27 protein-coding genes and 1 pseudogene are annotated in these 26,531 nt (G+C 39.5%); 16 read left to right on the top strand and 12 right to left on the bottom strand.

All coding sequences use genetic code 11. The features are described 5' to 3' along the window. Nucleotides 1-38 precede the first annotated feature (38 nt). From IQ259_RS02150 to IQ259_RS27005, 3 genes are read right to left on the bottom strand one after another with little or no spacing between them, the layout of a single operon-like run. The gene (locus tag IQ259_RS02150) at nt 39-383 is read right to left on the bottom strand and encodes a DUF6527 family protein (protein WP_144427524.1); all 345 of its coding nucleotides are present in this window, start codon (nt 381-383) and stop codon (nt 39-41) included. Beyond that, on the bottom strand, nt 380-1,780 hold the full coding sequence (locus IQ259_RS02145; RefSeq protein WP_193880227.1) for a ThiF family adenylyltransferase: 1,401 nt from the start codon (nt 1,778-1,780) through the stop codon (nt 380-382). The genes IQ259_RS02150 and IQ259_RS02145 overlap by 4 nt, the downstream gene beginning before the upstream one ends. A gap of 9 nt (nt 1,781-1,789) precedes the next feature. Further along, nucleotides 1,790-2,509: a multiubiquitin domain-containing protein gene (locus tag IQ259_RS27005; RefSeq protein WP_200929866.1), complete on the bottom strand. Its 720-nt coding sequence runs from the start codon at nt 2,507-2,509 to the stop codon at nt 1,790-1,792. An 89-nt stretch (nt 2,510-2,598) separates the two neighbouring features. Here IQ259_RS27005 and IQ259_RS02130 point away from each other — a divergent pair, with 89 nt between their 5' ends. Further along, on the top strand, nt 2,599-3,687 hold the full coding sequence (locus tag IQ259_RS02130) for an ImmA/IrrE family metallo-endopeptidase (RefSeq protein WP_062296200.1): 1,089 nt from the start codon (nt 2,599-2,601) through the stop codon (nt 3,685-3,687). A gap of 127 nt (nt 3,688-3,814) precedes the next feature. After that, nucleotides 3,815-4,318 carry a hypothetical protein gene (locus IQ259_RS02125; RefSeq protein WP_193880224.1) on the top strand — a complete coding sequence of 168 codons (504 nt, stop codon included), beginning with the start codon at nt 3,815-3,817 and terminating at the stop codon, nt 4,316-4,318. A 142-nt stretch (nt 4,319-4,460) separates the two neighbouring features. On the opposite strand, the gene IQ259_RS02120 is transcribed toward IQ259_RS02125, so the two are convergent. Beyond that, complete coding sequence (locus IQ259_RS02120; protein WP_193880219.1) at nt 4,461-4,955, bottom strand: hypothetical protein; 495 nt, start codon at nt 4,953-4,955, stop codon at nt 4,461-4,463. Between the two features lie 279 nt (nt 4,956-5,234). Between IQ259_RS02120 and IQ259_RS02115 the strand changes: the two genes are divergently transcribed. Both IQ259_RS02115 and IQ259_RS02110 read left to right on the top strand, forming a co-directional pair. Next, nucleotides 5,235-6,317 carry a site-specific integrase gene (locus IQ259_RS02115; RefSeq protein ID WP_193880216.1) on the top strand — a complete coding sequence of 361 codons (1,083 nt, stop codon included), beginning with the start codon at nt 5,235-5,237 and terminating at the stop codon, nt 6,315-6,317. Between the two features lie 245 nt (nt 6,318-6,562). Continuing rightward, on the top strand, nt 6,563-7,033 hold the full coding sequence (locus IQ259_RS02110) for a hypothetical protein (protein WP_228014307.1): 471 nt from the start codon (nt 6,563-6,565) through the stop codon (nt 7,031-7,033). Between the two features lie 60 nt (nt 7,034-7,093). On the opposite strand, the gene IQ259_RS02105 is transcribed toward IQ259_RS02110, so the two are convergent. From IQ259_RS02105 to IQ259_RS02090, 4 genes are read right to left on the bottom strand one after another with little or no spacing between them, the layout of a single operon-like run. After that, nucleotides 7,094-11,929, bottom strand: coding sequence for a CHAT domain-containing tetratricopeptide repeat protein (locus tag IQ259_RS02105; RefSeq protein ID WP_193880210.1), 4,836 nt, complete (start codon nt 11,927-11,929; stop codon nt 7,094-7,096). A 50-nt stretch (nt 11,930-11,979) separates the two neighbouring features. After that, nucleotides 11,980-12,738: a DUF1822 family protein gene (locus tag IQ259_RS02100; RefSeq protein WP_096585084.1), complete on the bottom strand. Its 759-nt coding sequence runs from the start codon at nt 12,736-12,738 to the stop codon at nt 11,980-11,982. Next, on the bottom strand, nt 12,735-13,466 hold the full coding sequence (locus tag IQ259_RS02095) for a hypothetical protein (RefSeq protein WP_228014306.1): 732 nt from the start codon (nt 13,464-13,466) through the stop codon (nt 12,735-12,737). Before IQ259_RS02095 ends, IQ259_RS02100 begins: the two co-directional genes overlap by 4 nt. 26 nt (nt 13,467-13,492) lie before the next feature. Continuing rightward, nucleotides 13,493-13,756, bottom strand: coding sequence for an HNH endonuclease (locus tag IQ259_RS02090; RefSeq protein WP_193880207.1), 264 nt, complete (start codon nt 13,754-13,756; stop codon nt 13,493-13,495). Between the two features lie 456 nt (nt 13,757-14,212). Between IQ259_RS02090 and IQ259_RS02080 the strand changes: the two genes are divergently transcribed. The 9 genes from IQ259_RS02080 to IQ259_RS02040 all read left to right on the top strand — a co-directional run bounded on the left by IQ259_RS02080 (nt 14,213) and on the right by IQ259_RS02040 (nt 20,151). Next, nucleotides 14,213-14,704, top strand: a complete 492-nt coding sequence (locus tag IQ259_RS02080) for a hypothetical protein (protein WP_193880201.1) — start codon at nt 14,213-14,215, stop codon at nt 14,702-14,704. Nucleotides 14,705-14,758: 54 nt separating this feature from the next. Continuing rightward, a complete protein-coding gene (locus IQ259_RS02075; RefSeq protein WP_190591997.1) occupies nt 14,759-15,322 on the top strand; it encodes a GNAT family N-acetyltransferase in 564 nt (187 codons plus the stop codon). Further along, nucleotides 15,319-15,858 carry a hypothetical protein gene (locus tag IQ259_RS02070; RefSeq protein ID WP_193880198.1) on the top strand — a complete coding sequence of 180 codons (540 nt, stop codon included), beginning with the start codon at nt 15,319-15,321 and terminating at the stop codon, nt 15,856-15,858. Before IQ259_RS02075 ends, IQ259_RS02070 begins: the two co-directional genes overlap by 4 nt. A gap of 326 nt (nt 15,859-16,184) precedes the next feature. Then, on the top strand, nt 16,185-16,484 hold the full coding sequence (locus IQ259_RS02065) for an HNH endonuclease (RefSeq protein ID WP_071524687.1): 300 nt from the start codon (nt 16,185-16,187) through the stop codon (nt 16,482-16,484). Between the two features lie 398 nt (nt 16,485-16,882). Next, nucleotides 16,883-17,485, top strand: a complete 603-nt coding sequence (locus IQ259_RS02060; protein ID WP_193880196.1) for a siphovirus Gp157 family protein — start codon at nt 16,883-16,885, stop codon at nt 17,483-17,485. A 424-nt stretch (nt 17,486-17,909) separates the two neighbouring features. After that, the gene (locus tag IQ259_RS02055) at nt 17,910-18,359 is read left to right on the top strand and encodes a hypothetical protein (RefSeq protein ID WP_011316882.1); all 450 of its coding nucleotides are present in this window, start codon (nt 17,910-17,912) and stop codon (nt 18,357-18,359) included. 183 nt (nt 18,360-18,542) lie between these two features. Continuing rightward, the gene (locus tag IQ259_RS02050) at nt 18,543-18,911 is read left to right on the top strand and encodes a hypothetical protein (protein WP_193880193.1); all 369 of its coding nucleotides are present in this window, start codon (nt 18,543-18,545) and stop codon (nt 18,909-18,911) included. Nucleotides 18,912-18,959: 48 nt separating this feature from the next. After that, nucleotides 18,960-19,181: a hypothetical protein gene (locus IQ259_RS02045; RefSeq protein WP_193880190.1), complete on the top strand. Its 222-nt coding sequence runs from the start codon at nt 18,960-18,962 to the stop codon at nt 19,179-19,181. Then, nucleotides 19,171-20,151 carry an SLOG family protein gene (locus IQ259_RS02040; protein ID WP_193880187.1) on the top strand — a complete coding sequence of 327 codons (981 nt, stop codon included), beginning with the start codon at nt 19,171-19,173 and terminating at the stop codon, nt 20,149-20,151. Before IQ259_RS02045 ends, IQ259_RS02040 begins: the two co-directional genes overlap by 11 nt. 49 nt (nt 20,152-20,200) lie before the next feature. Here the strand turns inward: IQ259_RS02040 and IQ259_RS02035 are convergent. Continuing rightward, a pseudogene (locus tag IQ259_RS02035) lies at nt 20,201-20,341 on the bottom strand (tyrosine-type recombinase/integrase); the annotation flags it as partial. Nucleotides 20,342-20,403: 62 nt separating this feature from the next. Between IQ259_RS02035 and IQ259_RS02030 the strand changes: the two are divergent. After that, nucleotides 20,404-21,786: a HEPN domain-containing protein gene (locus IQ259_RS02030; protein ID WP_193880185.1), complete on the top strand. Its 1,383-nt coding sequence runs from the start codon at nt 20,404-20,406 to the stop codon at nt 21,784-21,786. 188 nt (nt 21,787-21,974) lie between these two features. Here the strand turns inward: IQ259_RS02030 and IQ259_RS02025 are convergent, their stop codons facing one another. Next, entirely contained in the window at nt 21,975-22,553 is a 579-nt protein-coding gene (locus IQ259_RS02025) for a hypothetical protein (protein WP_193880182.1), read from the bottom strand. Nucleotides 22,554-22,752: 199 nt separating this feature from the next. On the opposite strand from IQ259_RS02025, the gene IQ259_RS02020 reads away from it, so the two are divergent. Together IQ259_RS02020 and IQ259_RS02015 are read left to right on the top strand one after the other, a co-directional pair. Next, nucleotides 22,753-24,390 carry an ATP-binding protein gene (locus IQ259_RS02020; protein ID WP_193880180.1) on the top strand — a complete coding sequence of 546 codons (1,638 nt, stop codon included), beginning with the start codon at nt 22,753-22,755 and terminating at the stop codon, nt 24,388-24,390. A 124-nt stretch (nt 24,391-24,514) separates the two neighbouring features. Next, nucleotides 24,515-25,072: a DUF192 domain-containing protein gene (locus IQ259_RS02015; protein ID WP_193880178.1), complete on the top strand. Its 558-nt coding sequence runs from the start codon at nt 24,515-24,517 to the stop codon at nt 25,070-25,072. A gap of 205 nt (nt 25,073-25,277) precedes the next feature. Here the strand turns inward: IQ259_RS02015 and IQ259_RS02010 are convergent, their stop codons facing one another. Both IQ259_RS02010 and IQ259_RS02005 read right to left on the bottom strand, forming a co-directional pair. Beyond that, the gene (locus IQ259_RS02010; protein WP_193880176.1) at nt 25,278-25,754 is read right to left on the bottom strand and encodes a hypothetical protein; all 477 of its coding nucleotides are present in this window, start codon (nt 25,752-25,754) and stop codon (nt 25,278-25,280) included. Continuing rightward, entirely contained in the window at nt 25,733-26,356 is a 624-nt protein-coding gene (locus IQ259_RS02005; RefSeq protein WP_228014305.1) for a cation diffusion facilitator family transporter, read from the bottom strand. Before IQ259_RS02005 ends, IQ259_RS02010 begins: the two co-directional genes overlap by 22 nt. Between the last annotated feature and the right edge of the window lie 175 nt (nt 26,357-26,531).

Here is a 26,531-nt window from a genome sequence, read left to right as displayed (position 1 = left end):
TCATCACATCAATTTCTTTATGTTGTCCACACTTGAGATTAATTGTTAGAACACCAATGTATTAAACCTTTTTGCAAAAAGAAGTGACTTCGACAATCAACTGTACGCCAAACGGAAGGATGTAAACTAATTGTGCCGTCTAGACCTTCTGTTAAGTGCCACCTCGGTGAACCTTCTGGCATTAAACTCATATGTAACGTTGCACCACAACCACAAGGACAGCACATTGCAGCGTACCAAAGATACTCACCTTCACCAGCAATGTAAACACATTTGGAATGCAGTTGTTCGGGTAAATCCATTACCCATACAGTTCTTAGTGGCAATGGTTTTCTCAACAGCCATAGCTTTAGTACTCGACAGGCATAATAAAACCACTTCATATACAAATCGCCTCTGTGTCACTTAACTCAGGATTATCTAATAGAGGAATCACATCACCCCGGCCTATATGCTTCACTAAAGTTGGACAAAGAGTTGTCATTGGCTCAGTGTATAGTTGCATTTGACTAAAACTGAACATCAAGGAATCATACTGTGAATTAGGTTCTTCTCGGTAAGGATGCAGTCTTGCTAAGAATTCCAGCACGGCAAACGATGCAATGTTCATATTGACGCTAATAACAGCAGGTCGTTCATCTGGTGGTAATCCAGCAATATATTTGTCACGACGTAGCTGCTCATACTCCTTTGGATTAGTTCGTCTTAACCCAGCTGCCCGAACTTGCTCTAGTGTGAACATGCCTCGACTCCAAAGGCTTTGTCCTGGCTGAAGATACTGGATGCCGCCACAGGATTGATCGATACCTCCTTTGCCATCAGCTTCCAACTTCACACCCAAATCGAAGTAAGGTAGCAAATAAAACGTTGCTAAACGATTTAAAAGCCAACGACCATCAATCGTATCCACACAACCAAAAACAACGTCACAATCTGCCAGCGATCGCACTGCTTCAGAGTTGAATAAGCTGGTAGGAAAGATTTCGACTTGAGTTCCTAAACCCATCAATTCAATGTTCCGTCGTGCCATCTCCACTTTGGGCATTTTCGTTTGGGCATCAGTTATCCAAGCAGGAATACGGTTTAAATTTTTTTCCTCAACATAATCAGGGTCAACTAACACTAATGCACCTACACCATAACGTCCAAATTGTTCTACAACCCAACTCCCCGTACCAGAGCAACCAACAACACCAACTTTTAAGCGTTTAAGTTTGGCGTATGTATCTTCACCAAAAGTTTGTGCTGTTCGCTTCGCGAATTCCGGCACAGTTTGTAAATCTGCATTAGCGTAATAAAACTTTAAATCTTCGCCAACAACTTTAACAACGTCGAGTGATTCAAACGTTCCGTCTGGAAAGACGATGCGTCCAATAATCTGCCCATTAGGCAACATAATTGCGCTGGCGTGGGGGTAATCATCCTCCATCCAGCCATAGATGGAAGGAAACAGTTCACGGTCAGATTCATCATCAACTTCAGAGTGCCAGGGGTAATTTTGCGGATGCCCATGAATTTTAAGAATTGCCATTCCCCGCCTTGACGCTTCCCCTAGTAACGGAATCAATACATCGGTTGACCAAGAAACGCGATTAACTTCTCGAATTGAACAAGCTTCGTAAGGAACAGGAATAACCTTGTGAACAAGCAGACAATGGCTTGTAGCTCCAGCACGACGACCACAAAGAGCGATCGCAACTGCTTCTTTGCCGTCAGGTGGTAGAACGTGTGCTTTAATTTCTGCCTGCTGAACAGCAGTCATACTGAGAGAGTACTTCATTGGTTCACCTTAATTTAGTTCACGTTCCAGCCAATGTTCAACCAACCCTAAATGCGTACCAATATAGTCTTCACCAGGTATCCAGGGATTAGCAGGTGTACGGTGTCTTGACCAACGTTGCCAAATCTTGCTATCAAAAGTATCATTGCAGATTGCTGCGATCGCTTTTCCATTACTTAACGCCAGAGCGGGATAGAAATACACCATGTCAAGCTGGGTATCAGGGTAGCCTGTATCAATCCGAAGATTTAAGTCAACTGTGCGGACGTTATATCCATCTGGGACTGGGAAATTATAGAGAATAACACGTCGGTTACTAGACTCAAGAACTGTTTCCCACAGTAAACCAGAGGCATTAAGATATTCTTCATCCACTTCAGGCAGCCGAAATTGACGACGAGCAGTATACCCTTCGGTCTGGTCAAGCGGTAGTGTTTGGAAACGTTCAACACCTGGCGTAGCAAGGTTGACCGTTTCTTCTAGCCCAACTCGCTTCGTTTGCCCACCTCGAAACTTCTGGTCAATACGGAACCGCTCTGGTGGAATCTTACCTGCTAACTCTAGCAGTTCACGTCCTGTCATCGTTGAACGGGTTACAGTATAGAATTGCTTGCCAATCCTGATTCTGTAACCACGACACCTTGCAGGTGGTACTTTTCCTGATTTAGCAAATTCCTCTAAATCAATAATTTCATCAACAAAGGGCTGTTCACCATCTACCTTAATCATGCTGACCTTATTGGATAATTTATTTCAACGTGTTTACAAACTAATTCAAAAAAACTTTATTTGTAAACTAGTAGAATTACGGATAAATTATGATTGGTAAAAGATTGAAGCTAGCAAGGCAAGGAAGTGGTCTATCATTACGAGAGCTAGAATCAAAAATTGGAAACTTGGTTTCGGCCCAGGCAATTGGCAAATACGAGCGGGACGAGATGATGCCGAACTCGACGACACTAATCGCTCTTGCCAAAGCTTTAGGGGTTTCTGAGACATATTTACTGGGGCAAAGTGAGCTAGAACTTGAAGGGTTAGAATTTAGAAAGAAAAAAATTACCAGTAAGAAAGAGGAGACTCACGTTGTAGCAGCCGTTCTGAGCCATGTTGAGCGGTATCTAGAAATTGAAGAGATTATTTATGCTCCAAGTACGGAATGGGACTCACCTCGCGAAGCTCCGTTTCCCGTAAATTCACTGAGAGATGCCGAGTTTGTGGCTGAACGTCTACGTATTTACTGGCAATTAGGGACTGACCCAATTCTTAATTTGGCTGAATTTCTTGAATCTCAAGGCATCAAAATTTTGTCTCTATCTCTAGACAATAATGTCTCAGGATTAACCTGCTGGGTAAAACGCCGTAACCGTAAGCAGGTACCCGTGATTGTGATTAATGCAGATGATAATGGTGAACGGCAACGCTTTACACTAATGCATGAACTTGGGCATATGGTGCTGGCTACTTCGCCCAACCTTGATGTAGAGAAAGTCGCTCATCGAGTTGCAAGTGCATTTCTCATGCCAGCCTCGATTTTATGGCTTGAAATTGGGAAGCGTCGTAGTCGCTTAACAATTGCAGAGCTTGCTCAGTTAAAGCAATTATTAGGAGTTAGTATGCAAGCATTAACTTATCGATGTAAAGACCTTGAAATTATTGATAATTCCACTTTTCAAACTTTGTTTGCTGAATTTGGGCGAAGAGGGTGGCGTACTCCTCCCTATGAACCATTTCCAGTACCTAAAGAACAACCACACCGCTTTGAAAGGCTTTGCTTTAGGGCTTTATCAGAAAATGCTATCTCTGAAGCCAAAGCGGCAGAACTGCTAGGTCTAACAGTGTGTGATTTGATAGCCAGGATGGATTCTGCTCAAGAAGAATCTATTCCAAATACTGATATACGTAAGTAGGTTTTCGTTAATGCTACTAATAAAATTGTTGTAAGAATTATACCCTATTTGTAAATTTAAGAGTTTAGTATCTGAATTTTTATCTCTTTAGAACGCTCATTCTCATAAGTACAATGTGATGCATTTGTTGGTATCAAATCCTTCAATATTGATAGGGCTAGAGCGAGTGGGGTTTCTTGAACCACTGTTCAACCTACCTATCGAAGTCAATGTCACCGATTTTCTCTACGAGCGTGAACTAAAAAACTATGACGGACAAAAACTATTAAAGCTAGGTTTACAAATTCAATCACTTGATCCAGAAATGGCAACCTTTGCTATGCAATACTGTCGGAGTAATACAACTCTATGCCAGGATGAAGGTTATGCCTTTGCTTTGGCTCAAAAGTCTGAATTTATTCTTTTAATAATTAATCCTGAGTTGGGAAAATTAGCTGAAATAGAACATATCCAATATTACCCACTGAGCTTGCTATTTGAGTTAATGCTTGACCGTCAAGTAATTAGCTACGACTTTCTCCAACAAGGATTGTCCAATATTACTACAATGACTCGTTGTCATTTATTAAGGAAGGAAGCAGAAGATTGTTTATTTAAAATCATTCAGCGGAAATCCCCAAAAGTGCACTAATTACTCGGAATAGCCATGTGCTGTGCCAAATGCCTAAGCGCACGGACAAGAAATGATACTAATTAATTACCACTGCCAACGCATCCCGATTCATTAGTTGGGAACTTATTTTTTGGTGAATACAATTGTCTTATAACCAATTTCAAAAACCCTCAACATCTTCTCCTCCCAAACTACCTGAGCCTTCCCCAAAAATCCAGTCGCTATCACTGTCGGCATTACCTTCGCCATCCACCTGAAGATTTAAGGAAGGTATTAGCTGTTCAATTTGGCTTTCAAGTCGGGAGATCGCCAACGTTAAAGATGCAAGTTGCTCCCTATCTTTCTTAATTTCATTTGAAATCCCCAACCGCAATTGATTTAACCGCTCCTGAAGGGTATTCACTTCCGTTTTAGTCGCAGAAGGAATATTCACCTTCTCTTCCAGGGCGGCGATTTGAGCTTTCAAAGCCTCAATTTCAGCAGCAGTTACACTATCTGCACTATCGGGACTCTCTTCCACAAGTGCTTGTTTAATACAATTCAGCACAAACTCCTTAAAAGTGAGGCGCAACTCCTCAGCACGCTGCTTGGCCTGCTTCACCAACTCCCGGTCTTCTTCAGACAGAAGTTTTATATTTATCTGCGGATATTCCACCAGTCCCTCGCGCTTTTGTTGTGGAGAAGTGATTTCTAACCAGTTCTTTAACCATTTGCTTCAAGTTCTAATATTTACTTACTCCCCCTACCTCCCCATCTACCTCTACTTCCCTTACTCTTCTCACTACCATCATCGCATATGGGATATCCGCGTATATACGATATAGATGATTCTAGATGAGCAATTTAATCGTGTCCTGGAAACAACTATCATAAAGATACCGGGAATTACAGTTCTCGGCATCATAATTATCAGTGGGGGTTGGGGAATTTTATTATGGAAAATTTACCCGTCAAAAGCGTGGAATCACTTGCTGTGGAGGTGGTGACTCTACCGCTTGATGAAGCTCGTGTCGCGCTTGTGGATTATTATTTTCCCAACCGCCAGAAAATTAATTCGACACAGCAGCTAATTGAGCTATGGGTGCATTCTGTCACTATCAAAAGCGACCAAACGCGACGGGCATATCGGCAAATTGGTTATGAGCTTGTCGATTATATGCAGTCGCGGTTTGGGATATCTGATTTGAGGATGGTAACGTTATTCCACCTACACGCTTATCTGGCTTGGCTCAAGGATGAAAAGCCAGTACGCGGAAAGAAAAATACTTATGGAATTAGTAAAAATACTGCGGCTAAGTACACTGCGGCGATTAAAAGTTTGTGGGAGTGGGGTACTAGAGCTTCTATTGGTTATTTTGCTATCGACTTGGGCAAGGACTTAAGCATACAGTGGGATGATAAGCTCGCAGAGCGGATTCTCTCGGAACGCGAGATTGCTAAGTTGGAAAAAGCGGCGATTGAAGTAGACTTGCAACATAACACTAATAAGATGCACTGGCTGCTGTTTACTCTCATCTTTTACAGTGGGGTGAGGGCGGGAGAAATTGCCCGGCAAACTTCTGATTATGGTAAGCGCGTAATTACGCCGGGGTTATTTTGGCGGCAGTTTCGGGAGGATGGAGATTGTCTGTTGTTAACTGTGACGGGGAAACGAAATAAAACTAGAACCATTAGTCTCGATCCGGAAACTAGTGCAGTGTTACTGGATTATCGTGGGGATGCCAGCAATGATCGGCCGGTGTTTCCTAGTCCCAGTCGGCGGGATAGGGGTAAACCTTTAAGCGATCGCGGGTTGCGACTGATGATGGAGGAAATTTCTACTTGTGCGGGAATTAAGTTCAGCGCCCACTTTTTGCGCCACACTCACGCAACGCTGGCTAAGAAAAATGGAGCTTCTGATTTTGACTTGCAAGCAGATTTGGGCCACGCTTCCCCGGCGACAACTGCAAAGTACATTCACCATGTTGGGCGTGTTGGGACTTCTCACGCACTGCGTAAAAAAAGCAAACATAGGTAATAAAAAACGTAGGTGTACCCTACCCTTACGGGGAAGCCACTCCAGAAGGTATCGCCTCCGCTGGGCGGTTCGGCCATCGCACTCATACGCTCATCATGATAGTGTCAAGGTAGTTATCAAGATGGAAACACGCTCAGTTGTTCCTGTCCGCAGACTAGTTTACCTAGATATTACCTAGACTTTACCTAGATATGAGCAATACAGGGAGAACAAAGAAGCTAGCATCTTTCAACTGTGACCAAAAGATGTGGGAGCAGTTTATCGCCCGTTGCAACTCGAAAGGCACGACAGCAACAGCGACGCTCACCCGTTTTATTGAGCTATACCTAGATGGTTCTCTAGATGACCTTGATGCAATTGCTGGTAATGAAAATAAACGTTTGGACTCTTTAGAACAAAAAACTGAAGAGATAACAGCCCAAATGAAACAATTTGCTGAGGCGATTATTAAAATTCAAAATTATCTCAACAACCAACCGAAACGGCAGAAGAAATCGTACAACAACAATTCATATTATCCTGGGCTTACTCCTCGAATCCAACCACTAACGGAAGAAGGTTTAGCTTCAAGACTTGGTGTAAGTGTAGAAACTATACGCGAGCAGCGAATTAATCTGCCACCACCGCTTTTTGTGGGATGGTGCAAAGGCAAGGATAGAGCAGGGTTAGGGTGGGAATTTAATCAGGATACGGGATTATATTATCCGGCAAGTTAGAATTTTTATTAATTTTAATAATTTCTGAATTTAGACTGAATACTTCAGAGATTGCAGTTATCAATTTAACCCGGAACAGGTGAAAGCTGCCCAATAATAAGGATGAGAGAAAGGTTTAGATTCTCGACAAAAAAGTTCTAAATCTTTTTTTGCTTGATAAATCAATTTTCCGATTTTGTCGTATTTTTTGTATTCTTCATTGCATTGTTCATATAATAGGGAACTATGGGGATGACTATCCCGTTCTTTTTGAATTTTTTTACGTAGCGTGTCAGTTTCCTTGAGTTTTTGCGTCAAAAAATAACTTAACTTAGGTTTGTAAATTGTGGTAAGAGTTTCACCTGTAAGGGTACGCAGTTCAAATTGAGCTTGTCTGATTGATTGCAGTCGCTTGTTTCCCTGATGTCGGGATTGATAGTAAAATACTGAAAAGAGTGCTGTTGCCAAGTCATTTACTGCCCAGAGTGTACTGATAACACTTTTAGCACCAGCACAAAGGAAAGCTGTTGAAAAAGTGAGAATATCGTCAGTTATTTCAGTCACACTTAAACCAGTTTCACAGCAAGATAGAAATACAACTTCTAACTGGGGATTGCGCCAACTTGGAGTTAATAACTGACTTAATGTAATACAGCCATCTCCTAAAAATAATGCGGATTCTAGAGGATTATCGAGCCGCGAACGCGCGTGATGACTAGAATGAATTACTTGGACTTTTTGTATCAGTTGACGATAGTTGCTGACACTAGCTTCTTGACTACCTTTTAAACGTTGATTATTGGGAATATTATATAAATTTGCTAGTTGTTCTCCTTCCCAACTAGCGTAAGGTAAATCTTCAGTAGCATCTTCAACAATACCGTAATTCATAATATTACTTACTGTGGGGCGGTTGTGACAAAATTCTAAAATTTGGCAGCTAGGAACATAACGAATGAGAAATTTATCCCCCAAATATTGATTTTCTCCAATTGGTAAAGCAGTAAAAGGAATTTGATGTAATGCCAGATGAGGAATAAGAATCAATTCATCAATATTTTTCAGATGTTGTGCAATTAAATCATTTAACTTTAAGACTTCAGCTAGTTCTGCTATTAAAAAACTAAATTGCTCTTTCCAACTATCTTGATTATTAAGATATTGCCCTAACCAGTGAGTTAAAATCGATGATTGTAAAGTCTCAAATCCCAAGTTAGTGCAAGTGTGCAAAGTAATTTGACTCTGCCGGATGATAAAGATATGAGTATCATTCGAGGTAGTATAAAAGCTCAGAATAGCTGTGGTGGGTAGGTCAATTAACTGCTGTATGGATGATAAATTCATAGGGCTTACTTGAATTTGACCAGCCAGGACAGGATCTAGACGGCGCATTTGTTCCCAAATTTGCTGTTTGTCAGCTTCCAAATCTGCAATTATTTTGTTATGAGCTTCGATAGCAGCACGGTTCTGTGGGCTTTTACCGAGTTTACTACCATCAAAGTTACTGGTATTATTATAGTGTCTTAATTCATTATCAATTTGCCGCTGTATAGCTTCAAAATCTTGTAAATAGTGTTGAATTTCATCAGGAATTTCACCATCTGAATAAAGGTCATTACTGACTATTAAATCTACGAGTCGTTTTGAGCGAGAACGTTCGACATATTCAACAGCTTTATTCAGTTGTTTATTATTAATACAAGCTTGCACCATATTTTCATAAACATGGAGAGAATCAGCTAAGATTTCTTGACGGCGTGATTCTGAACTTGCCCAAGTGCGACTGGTTTCTACAGCTTCAATTGCCATACTATAGCCCCTAATCGCTTCAGCCCAATCACCAATGTTAAAAGCAGTGTTTCCCAGCATTTGTCCTGCTTTTAGGCAATCTGCGGGAAAAGCCGTGGGAGTGAATATCTTTAAACCTGAACGATAAGAGGTAATTGCTGCTTCTATTTGCTGTTGTTGTAAGAAGACATTTCCTAGATTCAGATGAGTCATAGCCCACTGTCGCGGATATTCTTCTTTCGATAAAACTTGTAAAGCAGATTGATGAGCAGCGATCGCCTTTTCTAAATTTTCGCTCCTATCCCCATGAATTCGGTGAAGATAGGCATTAGCCAAATTCATGTGTACTTCTGCCCAACCTTGAGGGAAGGCTGCTTTTGTGTAGACTTGTAAAGCTCCTTGATTAGCAGCGATCGCCTTTTCCACATTTTCTGCTGCATCACCTTTGAGTCTGTGACGATAGGCAGATGCTAAATTCATTTGAGTTTGTGCCCAAAGTTCTGGGAAGTCTTCACGAGTACGAATGGAAAGAGCATTTTGATAACAAGCGATCGCTTTTTCTAAATTTTCAGCCTTGTCACCGAGAATGCGATCGCGGTAAACAATACCTAAATTGTTTTGGATTTTTCCCCATCCTTCAGGAGATTGATCGCGAGTGAAAACCTGCATCGCAGCTTCACCAGCCTTAATCGCTAATTCTGCATTCTCTACTTGATCGCCACGAATCCGATAGCCATAAACAATGGCCAAATTGCTGTAAATTTCTGCCCAAAGTTCGGGAAACTGCTCACGGTTACAGACTTTCAAAGCATTGTGCAAGTAAGAAACGGATTGTTCCAGGTTTTCTGCTTGCTCACCTTTTATTCGACGGTGGTAAGCATTGCCCAGCATGAATTGACACATACCCCATGCTTCTGGTAAAGCTTCGCAAGTCAAAATTTTAGAAGCAATTTCATACCCTGTAATGGCAATCTCTAAATTATTCGCCTCATTACCGTGTCGAAATTCTTTAATCAGAAGACTTAAACCTAAGAGGCTGGCGGCAATATCTTTTGCATACTTTGGCGAAACTTCAGACAACATAGCTTCTGTCTTTAATCGCAATACAGTTGCAAAACGTTCATCGAGTTTATATTTATTTGCTTCCAGTAATGGGTATACAACAGCTTTAGGATTTTCTAGGTTCTTGAATACTGCTTCAAATAGCTGAATCTGAAATAGTTCGCGGATCGCATCTTGAATGTTTCCCCATTGTTCAGGGAAATCTTTTTTGGTATAAATAGTAGCGGCTACCTCATAACCTGTGGTAGCAATTCTTAAGTTAATTGCTTTATCGCCTTGTGGAAACTCCCGAATCAGATTACTAAAACTTAAAATAGTTGTAGCAATTTGAAGAGATTGCCCTGATGGTATGTGTCCGAAAACATCCTCAAGCTTTTGTAAGTGTTGAACAAATTGCTCATCTAATTTATTCAGGTTGTTTTCTAGTATTTGATATACAGCCTGTGATTCTCCATTGTTTTCAGCAGTTGCTTGTAATACCTGTCCGAGGAATTGTAAATTTGAGTAAATTTGTTGAAATTCATCACTATCTAAAAGATTTAAAACCTGTTGAGAACCAGAACGTTCTGCATATTCTCTAGCTTTATCTCGTTCCCCATTGGTGATACAAAAAACCACCATCTCTGTGTATGCAAGAATTTCTTGTTCCTGAGAAATTCCAGCCCAGTGACGGCTTTGTTCAACAGCTTCAATGGCGATCGCATAACCTTCAAAAGCTTCCGCTTTCATACCAGTAGCCAAAGCTGTTTTACCTAAACTCAATCCAGTTGTGATGCAATATCTAGGGAAATTGGTGGGAGTGAAGACTTGCAACGCAGCGCGGAGACAGTCAAGCGCTTCAGTAATTTGACCTGTTTTATAATAGGTATTTCCCAGGCTGGTTTTTGTTTCCGCCCATCGCTGAGGATAATCAGAAATAGTGTAGACTTCTAAGGCGTTAATATATGCCAAAATCGCCTTTTCTAGATTCTTTTGTTTATTGCCTAAAATTCTTTGAGCGTAGGCAGAACCGAGGTTATTTTGACTGCTAGCCCAATAATAGGGCGATGCCGAACGTGTACGTACTTGTAGCGCGACTTGATAACAAGCGATCGCCTTTTCTAAATTCTGTGCCTTATCACCTTGAATTCTAAAAAGGTACGCATTGCCCAAATTATTTTGAAGAGTACCCCAAAGTTCAAGAAGTTGAGCGCGGTTAACAACTTTTAAAGCAGTTTCATAGCAAGAAATTGACTTTTCGATATTTTCAGCTTTGTCTCCTGTAATCCTATCTGTATAGACAAGACCGAGATTATTTTGCACTCTTGCCCACTCTTCTGTAAAACCGTCACGGGTATAGATGAGTAGGGCATTATTACAAGCAGCAATTGCCTTTTCTTGATTATCGGCGTGATTTCCTCGTATTCGATTACGGTAGGCTGGTGCTAAATTAGTTTGAATATGCGCCCAAGTTTCTGGGACAATTTGACGGTTAAAAATTTTGGCAACTGCTTCTAAACCTGTAATGCTAATTTCTAAGTTAATTGCCCTGTTTCCTTTACGAAACTGCCCAAGCGAGGTGCAGAAATCAACAATACCCAATCCTACTAATATTACTTGTTCTGTTATTGAGTCGTTGTTGAGTAGGCTAAAGTTTATCCAGTAATTAAACTGTTCATAAAAATCATCATTGAGTTGATCTAAGTTAGCTTTAAGTAGACGATCAAGGGCTTGTGGATTGCTTTTATTTTGTGAGATCGCCCACAATATTTCACCTAAAAAAGCAGGAGGTCTGATAAGATTATCTGTTGCTGAAGGCTCATCTCTATATAATTCCAGTTCCTCACCTAGCCAATGAGCTAAATTTCTCAAAAAGTAAGCAGAACGAATATCTCCTTGGTTAGACCGGATTTGAGCTACCATTTCCAAAGTTTCTACAAACCCAGCATCAACCAAGTGTGCGTGTTTCCTGAGAATCTTCATTTCCCTGCCACTAGGACAGTTGAGTAGCTGTTTAATCAGCTTGAAATAAGCTTTTTGGCGTTGAGTAAAATCTGGTAATTTTTGATAGCCGAATCCTTTAGCCATGACAATTGGATGTTTTGGGTAGTTATATACATCATTCCCAACCGCTCAAACTACGCAACATCTCCCCAAATTTCAGCTAACTTCTCCAATAGCATTTGGGCTAAATCTTGTAATTCGCTATCATCTTGCTGAATTGTTTCACGGGTAGCACCAACAGCAAGAGTATCTCCAGCTAATATTTCTCCTCCGGCGTACCGCCACTCAAATTCATCGACAGTCCGGTAAAGAAGCTCAAATTGTGCCACAATCTCTGATAAAGGTTTATTGTCTAATACAGAACGTACTTGTACTGCCACTGAGTCATCAGTTTGTAGAAAAGCGATCGCTTCTTCAAGACGGGTGATTTGCTCAATCAAAGCGTCAATAGGTTGGAGTTGTGACACTTCTAGCTGTGCAGGCAGATTTACTTCATCAAAGGCAGGTGCAAATCCCAATAGTTGCACTGAATCTAGGCTTTCCTGAAACTGTATAGCTACATAGCCAATCCGATTTTCGCTAGTGCTTGGTAATAATATGACAGTTTCTTGGGGTAAAACTGGACGGCATTCTAAAGTTCCCACATTTGGAATTACCAAATCAGCTGCATTTGATAAAGCTGCTTTTACTGGATTCCAACAATCTGATTCCTGAAAATTTGTTGGTATTTGCAACCATTTTAAATAGCTATGAACTGCGTAAACTGCTAACGCATTCAAATAAACTCGCTTACCTTTTTCTACTGTGCTTTGTTGAGCCGCTAAATGTCTGGCTCTAGAATGAATTTCTAAATCTAGCGGAACCATTAATAAAGGGGAAGTTGTACTACTCATAACGATTGCTCCTGTTTATATCCCAAATTTTCAGCAATTTTTTGCAACATTGGTTCGCATTTTCTCTTCCAATGCGAATTGACAGTTGTTCTAGGAATGCTCAAGTCTCGCGCTATCTCTGCAACTTTGTCAGGTGGTTCTTTGAGTATTAATCGTTGGCTGAGTAGTTGACAATTACACTCAACACAAGAACGAGGATAACTATTTTTGAGCTTTTCTTCGGGATCTTGCTCAATATAATGCTCTAATTGAAGACCAATTCGTTGGTTATTTTCTCGCTGAGAATTTTCAATTAGACTATCCAAACCACTCAAAGTAAAATTGGGTAACTTATCCAGCAGAGTTATTTCCCCAAAGTCTGAGGTTATGGGAGCATCTAGGCTGAGTGGAGTATTTTTCTTAGGTAATGATAAATCTTGAATTCGCCTATAGAGATAACTATTAATCCACTTCACCAAACTTTCTACAACTGAACCAGAATAAGGCTCAAATTTAGAAATATTCTTACTAACCCACTCGAAAGTACGGTTTAAGACTGCTGGATAATCATGATGAGAGGATTTGAGTAATCCTGGGAGTTGCTGAATTTCACGTAGTAAGCGATCCATAGCCAATCGCCATTGTAGGCTCTGAGGTGGGTGTTGACGTATCTGCGTAATTAAAGCAGTCAATTGTTGTTCTAAATCATCCATGCCACTTTCTTTGTTCAACAGTGTGGTTTTTGCCATAGCTTTGCTCGCCTTAGGCATCGCCATTATGCCATTGAGCCAATTGAAAGCTCAAAAACATTTCTTAACCGTGGAGGTAACAGACTGTTACCACGAGAATTATTGCAACTGAAACAAGCCAAACGCAAATTCGAGAGACTATTAGATCCACCCAGGCTCTTGGGAACCAAGTGTTCAATGGTTCTTTCCGATTTGGTCATTTGCTTACCACACCAGCAACAATGGTTTCCATACATTTGTAGTAGTTGGTGTCTCTTGCGACGCTTAGAGGCTGGAGACATATTAGCCATAATTCAGCTGCCTGAGTTTCAAGGTTTGAGGGTGTTCACTTGCTTAACAGGGCAGTATTAAAAAATGACGCAAAATTTTTAAGGGCGTTGTAAAAAGCAGAAACTATAGCAGTTCTTGTTTGGATGCAACGGTAGCTTATTCGTGCCAACTTAAACTTAAAAATGTGGTTATAAACCGCACACCAGTCGCCTCAAGTCGAGCCAACCCAACCACTTGCCGGGGGAACCTCCATTGTGGGAACTGGAGTGGGAAACCATGCACGGCAGTTCCTCCAGGAGAAAACCTGCAAAATCGGACTGCCGACCCGCGCTAGCACTGCGGCTCTGGCTCGTCTACACAAACAAAATTTCCTACCAGATAAAGGATTAGAACCAACAGAGCGTTCTGATTATTTTGTAACTGAAAGCTAAAATTTTAATAATGTAGAGGTATATCTGATCAAGCAATGCTGGGAAATGAGCGAACTATATAAGGCTGGAATCATTGAGGTAACAGAAGCAGAAGCCGAAGATGAGGATGAAGATTTATTTGAAGTTGCGGTACATTTTGACGGCGATATTTTTCTTCCCAGCGTTGTTTTTGAAGGCAACGACCACGCATTGCGGCAAGCTAAAAAACTTTATGATTGGCTAGAAGCTAATCCAAAAGAAATTAAGGGTGAGCGACTGCGCTGGCAATCATATACAGTTAATCGCGAATCTTTAAGAGAATATCCAGCTTGCTATTTACCTTACTACTACTCAAGATATGAGCAAAGTTTAGAAGTTTCAATTTTTGAGCGAGACCAAGAAGCCATTGCTTATGGTTGGTTGAGTGCTGAACCTTTACCCTACTATGTGGATAAAGAAAATAGTTTGGTAGTTATTGGAGAAATTTCAGATGATGCTGTGCTGGCTGGTTGGCATAAAGCCACTGATATACGCAGTTCCTTTTACTCTTTTATTTAGTAGTAAAATAGCCGTTATAAGCTTTAAGAATAAGTTAATAAATAGGAGCTTTAGGTGCAGCGAAAAATCGAATTAAAAAGAGGTAGCGATAACACATCTGTTGAAGCATATTTGGTAGATTTAGGACAAAGACACGTTGATGATTATGTAAATGATTGGGTCGAAAAATTAAGGTTATTTATTCAAGAAGACAAATACTGGGACTGGATATTTAAATTAAGATATATTGCTAATCAAGCAAATCTTGAAGGTTATGCAGTTGAGTGCGAAAACACAACTCAAGGATTAATGATAATAGAAACACAAATGCACGGTTCCCGGTTGAATATTGGTAAGAGACTAGTTTATGTTGATGGTATTGCAACTGCCCCCACTAACCGAATTGAAATTCAGCGTCCGCCTCAATTCAAAGGTGTTGGTCAAGCACTTTTAAATTTTGCCAGAATTAGAAGTGTTGAGCTTGGGTATGAAGGTAGAGTTGGGTTGCATTCTTTACCAAGGTCTGTAGGATTTTATGAAAAACAAAATATGTTTAACTGCGGGCCTGAAGAAGAATATGATAATTTGGTTTATTTTGAGTATGGTGTATTGAGACGGAGAGCCGGTGAAAATTTATGAATCATCAACAGCAAAATAATAATTCTCAGGTGAATGAGCCAGTCACAACCCAAGAAGCTATAGATTTACTTTTTGGTGAAGGATGGCTCGATGAGGCTGTTCGTATCGAAGATGAAGCCAATTGCACTATTGGTGCTGGTTTGGATTGGGGTAATGCACTACCACCTTTAATGCTTAACCTTCCTTTATTTGGTCGCCTATCAACGCTGCGTGTATCACTTAACCGTGAAATCAGGCTAATAATTGAAACATGGGATTTAGGTGTAGGTACAAAAGCGGCAACAGAGACTGCAAGAACACGCATTAAAGAGCGGTTACTATCTCCTGCGCCTGAGCTATTACCTCACTTAGAAGCGACCCTACTGCAAGATGATTTATACGGTGAAGAGTTTATATCTAACCGCGAAGCTCTCAAATCGCTACTTGCAGTACTTCTTACTGATTCTGATAGAGCAGAAATTGCAGAGACGGCTGCTAATTCAATACGCGCACAAGTTATGTCGCAGGTGAATTTTTCCGAAAAACTTTCTGCTTAAATACTCAATATAAAAACAACAATATTGCATCAAATTCATCAAAGGGGTAACCGCAAGAGTAATAGGTACTTTGTGTGCGTCAATCATTAACTTACTCCGCTATGAATCCATAGCGATATCAAAGATTTATATTTTATTTTTTGGCGTAACCTGCGTTATTCAATTACAATAATCAGTGCATATCTATCCTTTTTTAAAAGTTAAGAGTTCCTTAACTACGCAAATAAATTTATAAACCAAACTGAATATAAAAAAATTACATATATTATGATAAACATTAACGATATAATCAAAATTATTTTTGTGTAACCCAAAAGGACTGATTAATGACTAGCAAAACCCGCAGTCGCTATTCTTCAAACTGGGATACTATCGCACTTGAGGTCAAATCAAAATCCGACTGGAAATGCACGCGCTGTGGTATACAATGCTTACGCCCAACTGATAAAAGAGATGGGTTAAATCGTAGAGAACGCAGTATTAAAACTTTAGTGGTTCACCATTGGAATTATCTGCCCGAAGATAATCGAGTCGAGAATCTCGCGGCTTTATGCACCGCTTGTCATCTGCTGTTCCATACGCGACGACGGGGAAACATATCACCAGGACAACTATCTTTGTGGTAGAAAAGCCAGTGGTTAAAGACAAATCAGTAGTAGATAGTTATGAGAAAGGTAAAAAAGAAATATTATCTTTCTAAGTCAATATCACAACATTTGCTAACGCAATAACTTCATTGAAAAATTGAAGTTGTATAGACATGAAAACTACTACTAATTCTAATCTAAAAGCTAACAAAAAATTAGTAACCTCTGCCCAGCAAATTCAACAAATAAGCACCTTACTAAGCGAGGCGGATTACTACGACTACGAAGCAGAATTAGCACAAGAAAAGTCAGATTACTATCACTTGCAGTACGGGTACTAGATTCAATCTCCCTTCAAGCATCAACTCTTCCTAGTCAACAAGCAGTAGCAGGTAAATAGGTAACTGCTACTGACTTTTCATATCAAAAAGTAAATCATGACTCAAGCAATTGAACGCGAAATCAATCAACTCACGCTCAAAGAGTTAAGCTTAGATGCTGCTAAACTCTGGTCACAGATAGAAGAAGCAAGCGAGTTAGGCGAAGAAGGTCAAGTAGAACAACTCGTACAAGAACTTATGGGTGTTCAAGATGGTATCGAAACTAAAATCGATGCGATCGCCTGGGTAGTTGACCAGTTAAATCTTGACCTGGAAACGTGGGAAGAAAGAAAAGTGCTAGTAGCCGAACTCCACGACCGGGTAATCTCACGTCGTAAAACTCAACTTGAACAAATCAAGCGTACCCTGATCCATCTACACAAGATTGGATTAATCAGTGACAAAAATATTGGTAAGGAAAGGGTAATTGAAATCAGGGATAACCCACCCAAAGTCGCTAACTTACTAGTAGAGGTAGACGATCAAGATTTTCCTGATGAATTTAGAGTTATTAAGTACCAAGCTAATAATAAGGCAATTCTTGAAGCCTATAAATCTGGTAAAGATATTAGCGATGTTGCTGAGATAACTATTGGGAAACAGGTACGGTTTAAGGTGCAATCAGCGACTAAGGGGCGCAACAAGAAAAACCACAACTAATGGCATACGCCTCAACCATGTAAATCAAACACAGGTATATCCCATCATTTTACAAATATATCATCAAATGGTTAAGAGTCAAATCTTAATCATTTTTATTTTTTTAAACTATACCTCAATTTTAAACTTATTAAAAAAATCATCAAAACTTTGCTTAGATTTAAAATCAGTGAAGATATAATTGGTAAAACAGTAAATATCAATTTAAGCAACAGTAACTATACCGGGCTAAGTACAAACATTGTTATGATAGTTTGGTAGATTTAACCTTATTTGGTGTGGTTCAATAAGTAATTGAATTTATTATGTATTTTATAATTTCCAACTATCAAGATGATAATTCAAACCAGCCTTAAGTTTAACCTTAAGGTAGGCAATCACCAGAAATAAAAATTAAATATTAGCTATCGGGAGACATCTTCAAATGTCATATCATCAAAATCGAAGTATAGTTATCCGTAACGCTATTATCAACAGTTTGTTTATTATTTGGTGCTTAGTTTGGCGTACTGGTTTGGGGCTAACGTTTTTCATCATCTATGCTTCCCTGGGCTACATATATAACTGGCCATTCTACCTTCCAATTTCGATTATTTTGGGATTTGTTCCTTGGGGCTGGAAAGTGCAAGAAGAAAGAAGGATTAGAGAAGAAGAACAAAAAATGAAAAATTTGAAAAATAAAATTGAGGATGGTGTTATCTATGCCAAAGTCGAATCAAATGTCGAGATAAATTACAGGGGAGTTATCTTCCTTAAATCAGTACTTGGTCTATTTGTTAGCGGATTTTGGGGAATGATACTTGGCTGGAAAGCTATTTGGAATATGATAATACAGTTAGTTGATAATATTAGAACAGTTGTTAGATATATGTAGAGTGACATCTTTATCTAAGCAAACCAAGACCAAGATATTTCATCACTATTACACCATTAATTTATTATCGAGCCTTTTCTTCAGAGTAAATTTACACAAGCTAACGCTTTGATATAAATAGAAGGCTGGTATACCGCTTCATTAAATAGCCAGTTACTAATTATATCAACAGGAGTTAAAACAATGGAATTAGCACAGTATATGCTAACAGGGCTTCTCTACATTCTTATTTACGGATTTTCTACTCTCTTCATTTTCCAATTCTTGCTAGAGATATCTATCGCTTTTGAAAAGCACTGCAATTGCACTACATCCATAAAATACACTGTAAGTAAAATTGAAAACTTAACTGATAAATCCAAACTTCAGATATCCAACAAAAATCAAGTATCTACAAACAAACATATCACTGTTCAACAGTTAAGAAAAAGATGCTCGCAAGCTGGAATAAAATGGAGTTACGCTATCCAAGTATCTAAAACAGGCAAGAAACGACATCTCAATCGAGAAGAAATGTTAATAGCTCTAAGCCAAATGAAACAGTCAGCATAATAAGAATATAAACTGATAGTAATTAATTCTATTATCAGTTTATATAAAATGGACAAATATTGTATTTGTTGGCGAAGAAAAAATTTTAGTAAAGACGCAACACCCCTAATTTTCAATCATCCAAATTCTAGACAAGAAGCAATGATAAGAGGTGATTATGGAGAGATGGAATTATGGGATAACCTAACTGCTGCTCAAGCAGAAGTAAAAAAATTTAATCACAGATATCCCAATCTTTTCTTTTGGGTAAAAGAACCAAATGTCAAATAATCATCCCTACAAAATTATTCCTGATAGAATTATCAAACTAGCAAAAAACCAGATTTTTGTATTTGGCAGCAACACAGAAGGAAGACATGGTGCTGGAAGTGCTTTATTTGCGCGACAGTACTGCAATGCAGAATACGGTAATCCCCAAGGACGACAAGGACAATCCTGGGCGATCGTGACCAAAGACCTAAATAAGGGTATCCGGTCAATTCCCCTTCCCCAAATCAAATCCCAAATTGAGAAACTAGTCGAATATGCAAAGACTCATCCTGAACTAGAATTCCTAACAACTAGGATTGGATGCAACCTTGCAGGATACACTGACCCAGAGATAGCTTCCCTGATTAGCAATTTTAATCTTCCTCCTAATATCTGGTTGCCCCAAGAGTTTGTTGATTGCCTTATAGAAGATAAACCAACCCTAAAAGTGGCATTTACAGGAAACAGTCACAAAAAATTTGATGAGTCGGGATGGAATCAGGTGCGTAACCGACTTGAAGCTATGATTGTTCGTGCTTGCGATCGCGCTCTTGAGTGGGGTTACAAACGCATCCAGTTCTATTCAGGCATGGCTTTGGGGGTTGATACAGCAGCAGTAGAGATAATCTTAGGCTTAAAAGATAAGTACCCTATTGAGATAAACCTCACTGCCGCCGTACACTGCATTAACCAAGATGCCAAATGGAATAATCTTGATAAGCAGAAGTATCATTGGCTGTTATCCCAATGCGACGCTATCAAATTTATTTCCAACTTACCTTACCAAGAAGCTGGAGGAATCAAATGCTTAAATGCTCGTAATCGATGGATAGTTAATAAAATAAAAAATGCCTACGATATGATTATTGCTATCTGGGATGGGCAACCTGGAGGAACAGGTAATTTTATCGCTGATGCAGCAAAATTAAACCGCAGAGTCATAATTTATAACTGGTTTACAAACACTTATCAAAAGTTAGGAAGTTGGTAAATTAATCAGCAGTCAATGAGACTGCTGTTTAAGGTATAGGCCAGTAGTTCTAATTAAGGGGACTACACACAGCCTTACCGCCCCGATTCAGAACATGGGTATAAATCATCGTAGTTTTTACATCCTTGTGTCCGAGTAATTCCTGCACTGTGCGAATGTCGTAGCCGTTTTGTAATAAACGGGTAGCAAAGCATAATCCTCCAGTGAAGGTTGGTTATACGGAAAAATTCTGTATGATATCCGAAATAGGAGTTGAAAAAAGAAGTATCTATGAAAATTCAGCTAAGTAAAGGTGATCTCAAAGCAGCTACACAGAATTGGAATACGTTAGTAAACAACAAAAATAAAAACAAAAATTATTGCCTTCCTACCAGTATTGAGGAGTACAATAATTTTGATAAATTTGCGCCCAGATTACAAATTAATTTTCGAGACTGGATCTTATTAGAAAATGCAATCACGGCATTTAATGAAGTTTTTAACAGAATTCATGAGGCTCCTGGGTTAAAGGGAGTAGTTTCTTATGAAACAGTTTATACTGCTTTAAAGAAGGAATTAGAAGTAGAAATTGCTAATAGAGACAAAGATTCAACAAGCAAAAGAGAGTTTGTCGTTGCGCTAGAAAGTATTCAAAATTATATTGATGATAAGATTAGTTATTTTGACTTCTTTTTTGCAGTTGAAGGACTGGAGCTAGAAGACCTTGATAAAATCAGTTGTAATAAAGTTGAAATTTTTGCTTTTAATCAAGAATTGTGCGATCAGATGATCACTGCTTACTTTGGAGAAATTGATTCACAGAAGCCAGAAGTTTTATCGCATACCCAAGATTTCTTTAATAAGAATTTCCTAAATCGCTTGTGTATGAAATCTACTGCTTATGGAGATTATGATATTGCTAATAAAAAAGCTTACAGGCAAGCACGAGAGTTAATAAACTATTTTAGATATATACTCTGTTTGTTCATACATGATAGAGTTTCAGAGCAAATGATAAAGATAAATCTTTCATTTGAAGCATATGGTAATAGCGAAAAAACTTTAATTAGAAGGAATAAAGATAATGCCATTATTTTGGTTTCTGGTCGCGGTCGCAAACCTCTACAAACTTTTCCCATCAATAAAAACCGACTTGAGGATTTATCTTTTAATGGTTTCTTAGATGACTTCTCTACAATTATTAATGCTTCTTCTCAAACGCAGCTAGAAGGATGCATTTTGACGGCAATTTACTGGATAGGTGAAGCCCAAAATGAAGCCGATCTAGATGTGTCTTTTCTGAAGTACTGGACTGCACTGGAGTGTATATTTACTGGAACTGAAAAACCTACACACGCTTTAGCGAAAGGGGTTGCAACAGTCAATGCTTTTAGTGGCTATGAATTTATAAGGATTGAAGATGCCAAAGAAGTGTATAAAAATATGACGAAGCTTTATGACAAACGCTCAGATATCATTCATCGAGGTATGAATTATTTAGCCAATCAAGTGATTAACGAAGCTGACATTTCTAAAATTTGTAAGTACACAGCATGGAGTATTCTCAGCTTGTTCCATCTACGTTCTATTGGTTACACGAGTATGCAAGAGGTTGGCGATCAAATTAATAGGTTATATTCACAGTGGAATGGTTAATAGCCAGGAACTGTGTGTAAAACGCTACCTAACGCAATTATTGAACCGACATTGAGTTGTTTTTGCTGCCTAGCTTAACAACTTAACTCGATGATCTTTGCGATCAGCCCACCAAAAATCTTAAAACAAAACCCTCATCGATAAATTTCAAAACTGATGAACGCTCATCGCTTTGACCAAATTATCTCTTAGTTCTTCCTCTGAACAAGATAGCCTTGGCGGTAATCACTTTTCTTTAATCTGGAAGCTTGACGTGCAGACCACTGACGCATAGGAGTAACTTTCTCTACATGAAGTAGCTTCTGGCGATAAGTATTATTATCTGTTAGTTGGGCGATCGCACCAGCAATAAATCGAGCGCAGCGTTCTGGCTGAGATGAGACTTGTTCTTCTGCAAACCGGATAACCAGCCAGTTTGCATCGACAAAACACTTGTTTCTATAGTCATCCTCGCCGATACAGTGAGTAGGCTTCCCAGTTGCAAATGAGATAGGTTCATCAACCTCCAAGTCTATGTGTAAGCCAGTATTTGGTTCAACCATCAGAAAATCAGCCGTAAATGGTAGTCGATGCCCTGGTGGAAGCATCATCTGCTGAGGAGAAACAATTTCACCAAAATAATGTTTGAGAACATTTTCAAACAGCCCCTCACTTGCCCCAATTGGTGCATCTCCTTGTCCGGACGGAAAAACTAAAGGGGTAAACTGTTTTCTGTCTTTCACTAACTCTGGAATAACAACGATTGGATATTCCGGTGTTTTTGCCATAACTGAAAATCGAAACACTTAGAAAATCAGAACTCTTGGCAATTATCTAAATTCACAACACCATTACACAATCAACAAAATACTGAAAAGAAACCAACTTTTTTCTAATTTTTTGGATTTAGAAATTAGAAAATTATCAGTTATCGTACAGCATCCCTTCTAGATAAGATTGCTTCTGATTACGCTACAAGCAACTAAGATGAAGTCTAGCTTTGAGTATCTCGAAGACCTGCTTGCGGACAATTATCCAATCATCGCCTGTGAATCCCCCCTCCAAGAACGTCACCGCTTCCTCATTCGTCTTACTACTTCCTGCCAGCAAGTAGGTAAAAAAGTCTATATATGGAATTTAAGCGAGGACAGTATTAAAGAATTGGTCGTCAGCCCCGAAAATAATCTTATTTTTCAATATTTTCACGACTATAAACCTTCTGTTAAACAAAATACGGAAGATTATTTTCAAGTACTCAATTTTTGGAGGGTTTATTCTGGCACTGGAGTACTAATCATTGAGAATATTTTTCCTTGGTTAAAAGAAAGCATAACTAAAGATACTGAATTTCTTCTTCTATCAGAATGGATTAAGTCGTCGCTAGTTAATCTAAAATTTCATACAAAAAATAGTGATAAGACTACCATATTACTAGGAGCCAATGCCGAGATAGCAAGCGAGATAGCGGCAGAAATTCCACTATGGAGTCAAGAATTACCAGATATACAAGAAATAATTACTAGTTTAATCAGCAGTAATTTATTTCCTTTAATTTATAATGAACAAGACTATTTAGAAATTGCTAACGCTAGTGCTGGGTTGTATATTTCTGATATTATTTCTTGCATAAGCGATATTAGAAAAAATCATGACTTAGGAAATTCCAGTGAGATAGCAAAGCTTCTACTAGCAAAAAAAATTCAACTGCTCAACCGCTTGTATGACATCGAATTCTTACCTCCACCAAAAGTCGAACTTGGTGGGTTAGAACTCATGCAGCAGTCATTCAAAAAGTTCAAGCGATTGCTTACCCCCCGTGCCAAACAATACAATCTGCGCGTACCCAAGGGGATTATGCTTGTGGGGCCACCAGGGACAGGAAAATCACACTCAGCAAAAGCCTGTTCCCAGAACATGGGTGTTCCCCTCATCATGGTCGATTGGGGCAACTTTAGAAGTTTTGGCAACCAAGCAGAAATGAAACTCAAACGCTTGTTGCGACTGGCAGATAGGCTCAACCAAGTAATTTTGTATTTCGACGACTTTGATAAAGGCTTCGCCGGGGATGATGACCTCGCCAAACGGCTTGCTGGTCAGCTTTTGACGTGGATGCAAGAGCGTATGTCAGATGTTCTGGTCATCGCGTCAGTTAACCGCATGGAATGGCTGCCACCCGAACTCACCCGTGCTGGACGGTTTGACTATTTATTTAAAGTAGACTTGCCCAATAATGGAGAAAGATATAGTATCTTCAAACTGCACGCTGCCCGGTTTGACGAACGCTTTCGCAATGGCGGCGACCCCTGGAGTGAGGAACAGTGGCGCAGAATTCTTAAAGCCACCAATCGGTGTGTAGGTGCAGAAATCCAGACAATTGTAGAACGCGCTGCTAGTACGATATTCTGCGAAACCATAACAGAAGATACCTACTCAGAAAGCCAACTCCCGGCACTTGAACTAACAATCGAGGCATTACTAGAAGAACGCCGCCAGATTAATCCGCTTGCTATCCGTGAAGCCGATAGAGTCGAATCAATGCGTAACAAAGCTGACCAACAAGCTTTACCTAGTAGTCCCATAGACGAAAGCAAGTTTGCTGTTGGCAACATTGATATTTTTAGCTAGGACACATCATAAATCAATTCAAAGTTTCATCATGTTTGGACGAAAGCAAATGTAACCAAAACATTTCAACAGTTCATAATCCTTACCATTTCTAAACACTTTACTACCTTATTTAGCTAAAACTATGGAAGTCACAAGACAAACTGCTCAAACCAACATTCAAACTAAACAATCACAAAATCCAGAAAAAAGCCTATTTTACAAATTCATCAAATTTATCAAATTTGTTGGGCCAATTGCTGGTTTTACTGCTGCCTTATCACCCCTACCGCTATACTTTTGGACTCGCCAGCCCCAGTATTTACCTATTGGCGCGACCTTTACCAGTAACAATCAAACAGTTCAACTCGAATTAGCTGACGATAGAAAAGAATATGCCCACGGGCTCAAATTTCGTAATTCGATTCCTGAAAATCACGGAATGTTATTTGTCCTCAAAAAACCTGAAAAAGTTAAACTTTGGATGAAAGATACGTATATTCCTTTAGATATGATATTCCTCCAAGATGGAGTTATCAAATCAATCGTAGAAGCAGCTCCCCCTTGCAATACCAAAATCTGTCCTAAGTACGATTCCGTCTATCCTGTTAACCAGGTTATCGAACTACCTGCTAACAGCACCAAAACTCTAGGCATTAAAGTTGGCAAGAAACTTCATCTAAACTTTTTAGAAAGTAAATAGCAGAAATAAACAGTCTTTTTGAGAAGAACGTGGCAGGGTGCATCTAATTGTTGGAGGAGTACAACTTTACCTTTCGGTGTCTGAAGTTGCGAACGAGATGTTACAGTGAAGCCATTTGCAATTGCAGGTGGCATTTCTTCTATTATTTACCCCTGTTGTGGATGCTACCAAACGTTACCGCTCGATGATTTGGTGGTTTTTGACTTTAAAACCATGCTTTTGAGCATGTTCGATCCATCCTCCACAACAGCCACAAGAAGGACTGCAATATACGGTCATTTCTGTTTACCAAACCATCGATGGGCTGAAGTCCCCGTACCGATTTCGGCAGAGTCAAAACGGCAACTATGGCAATAATTGCCAAATAAGGAATCGCTTGGACGCTCACGGCTGCTTTTTCTACTCGCAACAATATTTGCTGGCGGTGACGGGCATGGGTATCAAAATCTTTTCCCGATTCTGGATCGTTTTCTTCTCCCAATCGCTCCCGGCGAGAAGCCAAGTAAGCATTAGTAACGATTATAGGAATAGCAATGATATTTGAACCGAGCATCGTTCTTAAACCGATATCCGAAACTCCTGTAATCGCACTCGCCGTATTAATACCAATTTCGGGACTAGCAGCAGCTAAACCCACAAAAGCTGCACCAGCTACCTGAGTTAATCCCCACTGTCTTCGCAATTTCTTGAGGGGTGTTGTCCGTTTTCTATATCAAAACTAACTAACAGCGAGCAACTATCTCTCAGTAGGGAAAATGCACTCACTAACATAAAAATTACTACTAAAAAACTAGCTGCCGTATCCGCCCAAACCCAATTTAAATAAAAAATAGCTAACGCTGCTATTAATAAACCGAAGAAACTAGCACCATCGGCGATCGCATGAAAGAATACGCCCCGCACATTTAAATTATGATGACTTTCTTCGTAAAGCAAACTGGCATTTATTCCTTTAACAGCCAGTCCTAATGCTGCTATTGCCAGCATCGGTAAGCTAGTTTCAGATGCAAAAGCTTGAAAATTATGTATGATTCCCCAAAGAATCGATCCTGCCACGGCTAAGAGAATCAAGCCGTTCAGTAAGGCAGCTATAGCCTCAATTTGCGGAGGATTGAGAGGTAACTTAGTTTGAGGATAATAATCGACTAACCAAGCAGCAACTATAGCAATAGCGATCGCACTTAAATCGACGAAAAGATGACCAGATAGAGCGATTAAGGATAAACTATGTACTCGAAATCCCGTCATGAACTCCGCTAGAAATAGTCCGCTTCGCAAACACAAAACAATCCATAAGAGTTCGAGTGGCTAAGTTTTAGATTCTGTTTCAGATATATTTTTCGTTTTGATATCTCGGTTCAATTCTCCAATCATCCTCAATAGTGTCAAAACTGCGATCGCTACTCCAAGTTATTTGTCAGCTACCGTCCTCTCATCATGCCACCCACCATACACGGCA

This window comes from Fortiea sp. LEGE XX443 (genome assembly GCF_015206815.1).
Lineage (GTDB): Bacteria > Cyanobacteriota > Cyanobacteriia > Cyanobacteriales > Nostocaceae > Nostoc_B.
This window is presented reverse-complemented; position numbering and strand designations above follow the sequence as displayed.